This window comes from Sulfuricurvum sp., assembly GCF_041651515.1.
Taxonomy (GTDB): Bacteria; Campylobacterota; Campylobacteria; order Campylobacterales; family Sulfurimonadaceae; genus Sulfuricurvum.
In genome coordinates this window covers 1-9,768 of sequence record NZ_JBAZJF010000018.1, presented here as the reverse complement: position 1 = coordinate 9,768, position 9,768 = coordinate 1, and the positions used below count along the sequence as shown (strand labels likewise).

Annotated in this window: 13 protein-coding genes; 8 read left to right on the top strand and 5 right to left on the bottom strand. The window is 44.9% G+C overall.

Features of this window, described 5'->3' with window-relative positions:
* From WC407_RS14830 to WC407_RS14815, 4 genes are all read left to right on the top strand, one after another.
* Positions 1-322: hypothetical protein (locus WC407_RS14830; RefSeq protein WP_373023423.1), on the top strand; the 322-nt coding region annotated here is incomplete at its 5' end.
* A gap of 705 nt (positions 323-1,027) precedes the next feature.
* Positions 1,028-1,228 carry a hypothetical protein gene (locus tag WC407_RS14825; RefSeq protein WP_373023422.1) on the top strand — a complete coding sequence of 67 codons (201 nt, stop codon included), beginning with the start codon at positions 1,028-1,030 and terminating at the stop codon, positions 1,226-1,228.
* Positions 1,229-1,755: 527 nt separating this feature from the next.
* Positions 1,756-2,001 carry a hypothetical protein gene (locus WC407_RS14820; protein ID WP_373023421.1) on the top strand — a complete coding sequence of 82 codons (246 nt, stop codon included), beginning with the start codon at positions 1,756-1,758 and terminating at the stop codon, positions 1,999-2,001.
* 61 nt (positions 2,002-2,062) lie between these two features.
* The gene (locus WC407_RS14815; RefSeq protein WP_373023420.1) at positions 2,063-2,233 is read left to right on the top strand and encodes a hypothetical protein; all 171 of its coding nucleotides are present in this window, start codon (positions 2,063-2,065) and stop codon (positions 2,231-2,233) included.
* Between the two features lie 222 nt (positions 2,234-2,455).
* On the opposite strand, the gene WC407_RS14810 is transcribed toward WC407_RS14815, so the two are convergent.
* A complete protein-coding gene (locus WC407_RS14810) occupies positions 2,456-2,590 on the bottom strand; it encodes a hypothetical protein (RefSeq protein ID WP_373023419.1) in 135 nt (44 codons plus the stop codon).
* On the opposite strand from WC407_RS14810, the gene WC407_RS14805 reads away from it, so the two are divergent.
* The 4 genes from WC407_RS14805 (at position 2,591) to WC407_RS14790 (ending at position 4,307) form a co-directional block, all read left to right on the top strand.
* Positions 2,591-2,830 (top strand): hypothetical protein, encoded by a 240-nt coding sequence (locus tag WC407_RS14805; RefSeq protein WP_373023418.1) that lies wholly within the window; start codon positions 2,591-2,593, stop codon positions 2,828-2,830.
* Positions 2,831-3,176: 346 nt separating this feature from the next.
* Positions 3,177-3,545: a hypothetical protein gene (locus WC407_RS14800; protein ID WP_373023417.1), complete on the top strand. Its 369-nt coding sequence runs from the start codon at positions 3,177-3,179 to the stop codon at positions 3,543-3,545.
* A gap of 48 nt (positions 3,546-3,593) precedes the next feature.
* Positions 3,594-3,857 carry a hypothetical protein gene (locus WC407_RS14795; protein WP_373023416.1) on the top strand — a complete coding sequence of 88 codons (264 nt, stop codon included), beginning with the start codon at positions 3,594-3,596 and terminating at the stop codon, positions 3,855-3,857.
* Positions 3,858-3,929: 72 nt separating this feature from the next.
* Complete coding sequence (locus tag WC407_RS14790; protein WP_373023415.1) at positions 3,930-4,307, top strand: hypothetical protein; 378 nt, start codon at positions 3,930-3,932, stop codon at positions 4,305-4,307.
* Between the two features lie 445 nt (positions 4,308-4,752).
* On the opposite strand, the gene WC407_RS14785 is transcribed toward WC407_RS14790, so the two are convergent.
* From WC407_RS14785 to WC407_RS14770, 4 genes are read right to left on the bottom strand one after another with little or no spacing between them, the layout of a single operon-like run.
* Positions 4,753-5,148, bottom strand: coding sequence for a hypothetical protein (locus tag WC407_RS14785; protein WP_373023414.1), 396 nt, complete (start codon positions 5,146-5,148; stop codon positions 4,753-4,755).
* Positions 5,115-7,118, bottom strand: a complete 2,004-nt coding sequence (locus WC407_RS14780; RefSeq protein WP_373023413.1) for a hypothetical protein — start codon at positions 7,116-7,118, stop codon at positions 5,115-5,117. The genes WC407_RS14785 and WC407_RS14780 overlap by 34 nt, the downstream gene beginning before the upstream one ends.
* Positions 7,119-7,120: 2 nt before the next feature.
* Positions 7,121-8,212, bottom strand: coding sequence for a right-handed parallel beta-helix repeat-containing protein (locus WC407_RS14775; protein WP_373023412.1), 1,092 nt, complete (start codon positions 8,210-8,212; stop codon positions 7,121-7,123).
* A 10-nt stretch (positions 8,213-8,222) separates the two neighbouring features.
* Entirely contained in the window at positions 8,223-9,689 is a 1,467-nt protein-coding gene (locus WC407_RS14770; RefSeq protein ID WP_373023411.1) for a hypothetical protein, read from the bottom strand.
* Positions 9,690-9,768: the final 79 nt, after the last annotated feature.

The window sequence follows — 9,768 nt, the reverse complement described above, 5'->3', positions numbered from 1 at the left end:
CCGTTGTACGAAATTAAACATTGCCACGATTGGATTTTTTATGAGTGAGTTCACATACTGTTACCAGTGTAATCGCGGCGGAAACGGTAACGATGTTGATAGGTGCGCTTGCGGATGGCGTCAACGTAGTAAAAGCGATCTCGGATGTTTTATCGGAACTCCTATTGTTGGTGATATAATTCCGCCGCCCAAAGTTTCGAAAAGTAAGCAGCGGTATCAACGGTACCTGGAATATAGTGATATGTTCGATAGTTTTTTGAATTTCTGTTACTGGGATTCAGATCCGTCGCGATCGTGGAATAATAAGGTATGCAATGTTTAAAATCGTACAACAAGGCATAGCAGCATCGGGCGGAATACCGCCCTTGGCTTTTAGCACATTGGAAACGTCTGCTATGCCAGTCCATTAGCCAAAATTAACCGCGCTCGGGCACCGTAGTTCGGCGCACTTCATGGGAGGTTTCTAATGTCAGCAGAACAAGCGTCACAGTACGTCCACACGTTAAACGTTCTTTTTGTCAACAAGGTTATTACCCGTTCCGAATTTCGCAAAGCGTTAACGGGAGTTCCTTTTTACGGTACAGTGTGCCAGGTTGTCCGTGCGCCGAAAGGCAAGGGGAAGCGCGGTTAACATTCGGCTAACACGCGCAAGCCGACATTAAAACGATCAGCTGTGCGCGGGGCCGTTGTGTGAAATAGGTTGGTGCTCTTTTACAAGTAGTCAATTTGGCTAACAGCCAGTCCCTGCGGCGGGCCTTGCGACATCCGGAGTCCACGATTGCGACCAGGGTATGCAAAGGGGCGGTGGTTTAATGGGGTTGTACTCTAACATCGGGAAACTGGTGGTCTTCCGTGAGTATGCAAATAGTCAAACACGCCGCCAAATTGAAGACAAGTAGGAGGCACCAACCTACATCACACAACAGCCGCAGCCCAACATGTCAAAGCCCACGTCGGGCGGGTGCGGCAACACGTTGGCAGAAATAAACTGCCGACCATATTGTAGTAAATTTTGAAAGGAGCTTTTGTGGTTCAATGTAGCAATAAATCGGAACGTTGTTTCGTTGTCACCGATAGGTTTAAAGAACCGTGCCAGCATGCCGTCCCTCACGAATTCAGCGTTCACTGCGTTGGTGGCCGATGCGTGAGATTTGAACACTTCGAGGAAGATCGCAATGGCAAGCAGGTATGGGTCGGTACCGAGTATGGTACTTGTGTCAAAATTTAAGTTGAATAAGGAGCGGCAGTTTACATCTGCCAACAAATGCAGGCAGTTCGCTCCGCACATTTTGAAACAAAACGTCTGCCTGCATCGGACGTTGCCTGCAATACTGCGGGCGGCTGAATTTGAAAGGCGGTTGGCATGGCGAAGCTAATGCCGATAGATGATGTCGTTGACTGTAGATATCGCGGTCAGCATCATTGTAAAAAAGATGGTCGTGCATATCAAATATCGTGCGAGCATTGGATGAATGATTTTCCAGCGGAATGCCCGTTGTCAAACGAGCCAACCGCAGAAGGCAGCGGAGCACCCGCAGTACAGTCAGGCAACAGCCGCTATACGTCGGCGCTTGAGCGAATCATACGGTGGGCGCTTGGAGAAATTTGGTCATTCAGGCCGCGCCAGGAAGGCGACGGCTTATACTATTGGCGCATAGAATTACGAAAGCGCCTCAATGCCGCCAAAGCGCGGCACTGCGTATAACGGCGAGCACGTTATACGAAAGTTTTACCGCTCTTATATTGGAGTTGAAAATGGATGAGAAGTTTTTAATAGCTAACAATCTTGTACCAGATAACGAAGTTTGGGTTTCTCCAAAAACATTTGAGAATCCATTTTCAAAGAATATTGCGGAGGCGTCAAAACCTTCGCATAACACAGGCAGCCTGCAATTGTTGCTTGACGGTTTCAAGAAAGATTATCCTAGTCTCAGTCAGAAAACTATTCACGCAGTTAATGCGTTTGTACTATATGCGCAACAACAGCAGGCGGGTGCCTGATCCCGTTGTACAAAATTTGGCGGATTTTTGAATAATAGTCCGCCGCAAAGAAAGGTTCATCATGGCTAATATGTCGTATTGTAGAATGGAAAATACCTACGCAGATTTGCGCGATTGTTATGAAAATTGGGATGAAGCGTCAAGTGAAAGTGAATTGAAATATCGCGCAAAAATATTGGAAATAGCGCAGGATATTGTCGGCGATTTCGGAGATGCGGCGGAAGAAGATTAAGGTAATCCGCCAAACTTCGTACAACAGCCGCTACATGTTTCGCTTCGCCCATTGGAAACGGCACGTAGCGGCGATCCGTTAGCCAAAATTTAACCGCGCTTTGAAATAATATTCGGCGCTGAAAGGAAAACAATATGACATGGCAATGGGTTACCTTACTGATTTTTGTTATTGTACCGACAGTCATTTGCATTACTGTTATGCTTTATCAACATAGGGAAATCACTGAGCAGCGCCGAAGAGATTCGAGGCGCGGTTAAACTGTCGGCTAACACACGCAAGCCAAAATGAGTACACTTCGGCTGTGCGCGAGGACGTTGTCGTCAATTTCTCTTTTAAATCTGATTGGAGTAGCACATGGCAAGTATCGGATGTAATAAAGAGTGTAAGATGTGGTTATACTGTAATCGTATTTACGGTACAAATTACCCGCCATGTGCTAATAATAAGGTACCCGCTCAAAAGGCCGACAACACGACGCAGGCTGCAATTGCCCTATTGCGTAAAATAGGCAACGATCATATTCGTGACGGCATAGCGTGGAAAAAGTTTGATGATGCGTTAACAGAGATCGGGCAACAGTCAGCCGTGCGCTGACGTTATGCAAAACTTCAGTCGTGCTTTTAAATAAGGGGGCGGCTTTGAAATACAAAACGATATACGCAAAATGTTTTGAACTGTTCGGTTTATTCTTTGGTTTCTTTATCGAACGGTGCCGCAACATTAGGGAAGGTACTCCTTCCGCATCGCATAACAGCGCAATTATGAAACCTTGCGCTAATTGCCAGCATGGGCCGATTAATTTTTGCGGGAGGCTGTGTAGTCATAACGTAACTTTTAACGATCACTATGTACCGCGCAAAGCATCATAAGTTGCGCGACCCGTTAGCAAAAATACCGCCCTCTTGAGATTGGGGGCGCGGTTAAAATCGGGAGGTCTGATATGTTAAGATTCGTTTTTCAGGTAAGTCGCCTTGACGGAAATACCGGTTTAAAAACCAAAGGAATCGAAACAGTCGATATCGATGTTCCGGTGCTCGAAGGCATGTTAATCAAGGGTGGATTGAGCGAAAATAGCTACGAGGTTCACGATTTATTCGGGATTGAAATATTAACTGGCAAAGGTGCCGACGCGCAGGAAAATAAGGAATCGGGCGGTACTTCTGCTAACATCGACTATACGGCGGCGCTTGCAAAAGAAATCAGACAGTGGGTTAGGGAGCAGTGCGATATTGCCGTAACGTTAAATGGAATTCACGAATTGGCTGCGCGCCTCAATTCTGTTGTCAAAGCACAACAGAACTGCGCATAGTCGAGGGCCGTTGGTGGAAAGTTTTTGCCCCCTTAACTTGGAGTTTTAATGCTTGACGTTAGTAAAGATATCGAATTATTGGTGGACCTATGCAACGCTCTCGATCTTTCTGGGGGTGTGGATGCTATTGAGCGCATTAAAAGGGCGCTGACGGAAAGACAAAAACCAACCACCAACAGCGGCAGTGTGTGTGCTTCGCAAATTGCCGCAGTTATTAATTACATAGAGCAGAAAAGCAAAGAAATGGTTGATGCTAGATCGATACTTAATCATATTTACGGTACACTGCGGCAACTTCACACGTGCCGTTGACCGTTATACAACATAAATCCGCCCTTCATATTGGAGTTGGCGGGCTTACATAAATGTTTTTAAGGAGGCTTTATGCAAAACGTATTTTCATGCAATGAATGTAACAGTGGCCGTCCGTGCATAAGTATTGTTGACGATGCTTCTGTCAATCCCGATCGGTGCAACTATTCAACCGGAACTACTCCGGCTAAGTGGGTTCGTCTCGAAATATCGCCCGCCCGGCAGAGCAAGGGGAGCGCCGAGCAAAAGACCGATAATAAGCCAAGTATGCAAGTTTGCCCTCATGCGCGGTTAAAATGGTCTGTTTACGATTGTACTATTAAAGATAGTTTTGCATTAGATTTAATGGACTGTAATGGTGAAGGGACGTATTCTATTCCAGGCAATAGTGGCTTCGGTTACAGTCATCAGTGTAACAAAGTTACGGGCAAACCAGCACACGTTGGCTAACCAGTTGCACGCAATAAATCGCTCTCCAAAATTAATAGTTTGGCGGGCTTGCTTTGGAGGCTTCGATGAAGTGTGGTAAGTGCGGGAAGGTAGGGGTTGCAGTGTATCGCAATGGTCCTAAGGGAACTGATGTGGAATGGCGGTGCATCGATTGTGTTGACAAACAGTATTACCCCGACCCATCGTTACGAAAGTTGGTTGCCGATTTGACCAGCCCGCCGAAAGGAAATTAAGGTGGAGCGGTTTACATCGTGCAACAGGCCGAGTATGCAATGTTGAGCCGGTGCAGCACAGGGGTAGCGCCCCAAGCGCACGACGGTGGACCGAGGCTGGCACAGCGGCCAGTAGGGGTCGCATCGGCTCAACACAGCATACATCGGCCGAACCGTTACACCATCATCCCATTAATCATCACCATTGGTTGCTGAACTGCAGTAGATTCTACTCACAATATCATTGATAAATCGATATGTGTTTTATCTTCTCTTGAGGATGTTGATTCAGCTTCAACCACATTATATTCTTCGCTTTCCCATGCAGCACCCAAACCAGCATCGTTCCCGTTCGGGGTACACCGATACATTAACTTGTCTCCATTTTTTAATGGATAAATTATAGTATCATCCGTAACAGAAAAAACATAGACTTCAATTTCATTAACATTTGAACTTGGGCATTCATAATTTTTCAAAGTGGAATAAGCGCCATATCCTGAACCAGTATTGGTTTTACGCTCAATCAGCCATTCCGTTACGCCCTGAACGGTGCTCGTCAATGTCAATATGCTATTCAGATTAATATCAGGCATTATGGCACCATCACTTTCACGTTTAATATCCACGGTTCGCGCCATGTCACCGGAGTGCGAACGTTGGAACATATCCCGTATCCATTGCGAAGTATCGGCCGGAAGTTTTTATTAGCAGTTGCGTCGGCCGGAACAATTGCCCAAATAGAGTCGAGGCCGGAACCGGAATTAAACCACCGGGTAATAGCCATCTGTCCGGTAGTGTCCCTACCGATAAATACCGCACTTTGATCTGTCGAATCGTAAATATCGGTGGTCGTTATGAAGGTAACGGTATCGAGCCGCCTGGCGCAACTTATCCGGTTGAGATCGCGACGGGTATGAGCCTTAACTGAATCAATTATGGGAACAATTGAAAAAATCACACTGTCAGTATGATTCCCGGCGATCACAAACGAATCGATTGCCGAAGTCCCGGTAAACGTTCCCCCATACCGCACAAATGACCATCCCGAAGTAGGGGAAGCCGAATACACTACCGTTACCCCGGAGTCCTGCGTAAGCCCCCCTGCAATCGCCCAGGTGCCAAGGCCTACCTCGGCCTCGGTGGTATCGATGGTATACGTCGGGAACAACTCGAACGCCGTGTCTACCATAGTATCCGCTGTCGGTTGGAAAATAGACGTATCCGGGAGCTTGTCCGTCGCCCCCACTACTCGGTAGTTTGCCGCCGGGGTGAAAATCACCGTGTCGGTTTCACCGAATGCGAAAATCTGATCTGGACAAGGAGAAGTGATCGTTCCGTTGGCAGTGATGCCGAGAGTTACAGTAACCGAATCAAGATCAAAATACGCCGTGACAATCCCGGCGCCGCTTGCCGTGGCCATGGTGGTCGAATCGGTGCTGTCGGCTATGGCAATGTCGGTAGTTGATCGAGTCCACCGTACAAAGCCGTAATGAGCGTCGGATGTGGCGGTGATATTGGTTGCTACTCCATCCTCTACCGCGGTCGGACCTTCGGGATCGGTTGAGCCGTTTCCCGCGTCGGCAACCGTTAATGTCCATATTGTCACTGCGATGTTAAGTACCGCCGCGACGGAGGTATCCGCTCCTCTGTCGTTGCTCACTATACACCGTACACTATCACCGTCCCTTCCGGTCGAAGCCACAAATTTGAGAGTATCCCCGGTAACTCCGGCAGTGTCCGACCATGATCCATCGTAAAATTGCCATTTCCTTACGGGTCCCCTTGACCCAGAAACGGTGACATGATAAATAACCGTATCGCCATCCGATACGGTGGTGTCGTGAGGGTCAAGCGTGATCGTGGCGGTGTCATAGGCTGCGATATAAAAAGAATCAACCTCACCTCCGGTCTTAAGAGTGTCCTCGCCTCCCCCGGTATCAGATACGGTAAAAAAGGCCCACCCTGTCGACGCGGACGAATGTACACGGGCAGCAATACCGTATTGCGTAGAATCTCCACGAACATCTGCGCTATCACCAGTATAAAGTGAATCTACATGGATTCCGGGCCAATTCCACCCCCCTAATGTATTCCATCCATTAGAATGTAGGTGGCGAAATAACGAATCCGACCTGTAAATGGTATCACCCTTGATTAGTTTATGCCAAACAGCCAAGTACCATACTTGAACTGAATCTATATGCAAAGTGTCCCACACTTGCTTTCTGATGAAAAACCCTGTGTCGATTCCGCAGGAGTTATGAGCTGAAAATTTAACTGTGTCAGCAATAAGTACTTTAGTCGCCCACCAATGAATAGAGTCGGCCCCTACGAAAATCATACTATCAGGTTTGAGTATCCAGTGCAACGAATCAGGTGCGATCCCGGTAATAATTAATTTTATTCCGCCTTCGGAATGACAATAAACAGTATCATCGTCGGGATTGGTTATTGCTGGAATTTCAACACACCCCCCTTCGGCAACTGAGTCCTGAACTATACCTTTATCACATCCATCGATCCCCTGGTCAATACCCTTATCAACAAAGGGAAGTATAGACGAATACATAATGAGAATATAAATAATTGACTTCATGATCATCTCCATAGATACGTACCGGTATTAAGTAGAGGAGAATCTGATGCTTTACTAATAATACCTATCGATGGGTTTGTAATTTTACAATCGCCAGAGGTATGTTCGTGTATGCCAAATAAGAAATAACAATTGGTTAATTTTGCCGGATCTACGTGTACTCCGTCTCCGACAAGTGCGCGTGGATAACTTGCATTATACTGTATATCAGCGGTATTATTGTTGCCAAATACAACATTTTTAAAATATATATCTGCTCCCGAATAACCATAAATCGCTATACCACAAGAATCAATTGTTGTTCCTCCTGTAAATCTGTTATCTGCCAATGTGCCAATATAAACTCCGTAATGTTTACAATTAGTTATCAAGCACCCATCTATACTATTTCCACCCCCCGAGACAAACTGAATGCCATCACCGTTAGTTGTCTGTCTACAATTTCTAACCCACGACGAAGACAAACTCGAACTACCCATTTTAATACCAATACACGAATCAGATTGTACAAGTAAATGATGTGCGACAGAACTCGTTTGAAGCCATAGCGCCGCTCTGTTGCTTGATACATTTGTGTCATTTCTAAATTTACAAAATTGAACAACGCTACGATAGACACTTAAAAGTCCTGTCGTTGTATCTGCCGACGACCCAGTTATATTTAGCCCTGAAAATAAATAATAGTCCCCGCTGACAATTCCAAAACTATTAAAATCCATTACTACCCACTGTAATGTATCGGCACAGTTTGTTCCGAACCTAAATATATCGGTACTATCAATTATTTTTCTTGTAACAGTATCTTTAACTCCCATAAAATGTGCAAATGCACCTGCATCGGCATCATTAACATTCCATGCCTTATTTGTATGCAGCGACCTTGCCCCAACAAAACCCGTGGAAACCTGTTTAAAAAGAAACGTATCATTGGCAGCTGGCGTAATTAAAACAAGTGAATCAAGATATCCTATTGTCCCATCTGCCCACCCAGTTTGTCCGTTGGCTATACTTGCAGTTCCGGTATCAGAAAACAGATACGTATTTGCATTTGAAATTTCGATCAACGCTAAAAAAACTAAAATTAAACTTTTCATAAATCCTCCATTATCTTGTAAATTTACAGATTGATTTTCCAGATCTCATCCATTGATCAGTGTAATGGGCATTCCAAAACGCATCTATCCATGCAGACCCATAAAACCCTCCGTCTGTTCTGGTTCCATCTACAGATGGATATCTACCTATTCCATCATCCGGGTTATTATCAGCAATACAACCACCATTACCGTCAGGTCCATACGTTATTCCATAATTCGCCCATACTCCATCAGATGGTGCACATGGGTCTGGTTGTGTTAAATAACCATGTGTGGTCCATCGATAACAATAGGATATAAATTTTTCATACTGAGGCCATCCTGTTAGTAATACAGGCATTAAGGCCAGCGCCAAAGCCTGCCCTTTAAATGGTTTAGATAAACAACAAAACTGATAGGTATTATCATCCTGCTCTAGGGCGGCACCATCAATATACCCATGCGGGTCTGACCATGATCTGGCATTAGAAACATGATCGCCATTTACAATGTAGTCCCAATATCCTGTCTCATTTGTATCTATTCCAAAAAGAGTTGTTCCGGTAATAGGACTCGTATGAAGATTATTATACTCGCAAAAAGAAGTTGAATCCTTAACGTTATTTAGCATCTCTGTATTTTGCAATACTATAGCAGTAAATATGAGAGGCAGTTTTTGACCGGGACGGTACCCTCCCCCATCAGGCCAGTTGTGCCCTGCAAGCACTAAATGGTACATATCTATCCCATATTGTAAATAACAGTAAAGAAGATTTGTATAATTTAGTGCATCATCTTTTACCATTAATCTGAGAACGCATTGGTTATTCCTATCTCCTATTGTACTTCCGTAAAGTGGTATATTTTCTTTTGGGTGCAACCTTCTACCTAACATTCCGCCCTTGTGATCAAGTTGTAAGCGTCTAATTTGTTTATACAAAGTATCGGCTGTTGCCATTCCTGTAACAGAAGAATATGAGGGTATTAAATTTTGATTTATACTTGATATTGGATAAAGTGTTTTTTCACCAGCACAATATGGTGGCCTAAAATAATTTGATAGACCGAGTGCAATCTGTTCGGCAGAAACAACCGTCAAAACGACTGCAGTTAATAACTTATCCTCACCTGTCGCGCCCACATTTTCAACGACCTTAACAATAGACTGTCCCGCTACGGCATCATAAGGTAATGCCGGAACGAGTGTTGAGTCAAAATATATTATATTATTTCCAAACCCATGACCTAATTCTCCAGCCTGATCTGTCATTGAATATGGAGGGTCTACCTCCCAACCATTTCTATACAAATCATAGTGAGGTGTCATCCTGTCAATTGTAACCGGACCCTCTACCCAGTAGTCCCCATTTACAAATTGACCAACAGTTTTATTGGTGTGGAAATAAAATGTCACACCGTATTGAATTACCGAATCTGATTGCCATGTCCACCCCATCCCCGTCAGCATCAACAGTATCAATAAAAAATGTCTCATGTTATTCCTTTGTTGTAATAGTGGCCTTAAAAGCCTTGTGGCCTAATCCGATAAATGTAAAAATTATACCCACCGAAAG

Bases quoted from the DNA above. Each gene is read 5' to 3' on its own strand.
- WC407_RS14775 (WP_373023412.1), bottom strand. From the start codon at position 8,212: ATGAAAAGTTTAATTTTAGTTTTTTTAGCGTTGATCGAAATTTCAAAT.
- WC407_RS14795 (WP_373023416.1), top strand. From the start codon at position 3,594: ATGCTTGACGTTAGTAAAGATATCGAATTATTGGTGGACCTATGCAAC.
- WC407_RS14800 (WP_373023417.1), top strand. From the start codon at position 3,177: ATGTTAAGATTCGTTTTTCAGGTAAGTCGCCTTGACGGAAATACCGGT.
- WC407_RS14790 (WP_373023415.1), top strand. From the start codon at position 3,930: ATGCAAAACGTATTTTCATGCAATGAATGTAACAGTGGCCGTCCGTGC.
- WC407_RS14780 (WP_373023413.1), bottom strand. From the start codon at position 7,118: ATGAAGTCAATTATTTATATTCTCATTATGTATTCGTCTATACTTCCC.
- WC407_RS14815 (WP_373023420.1), top strand. From the start codon at position 2,063: ATGGCTAATATGTCGTATTGTAGAATGGAAAATACCTACGCAGATTTG.
- WC407_RS14820 (WP_373023421.1), top strand. From the start codon at position 1,756: ATGGATGAGAAGTTTTTAATAGCTAACAATCTTGTACCAGATAACGAA.
- WC407_RS14770 (WP_373023411.1), bottom strand. From the start codon at position 9,689: ATGAGACATTTTTTATTGATACTGTTGATGCTGACGGGGATGGGGTGG.
- WC407_RS14805 (WP_373023418.1), top strand. From the start codon at position 2,591: ATGGCAAGTATCGGATGTAATAAAGAGTGTAAGATGTGGTTATACTGT.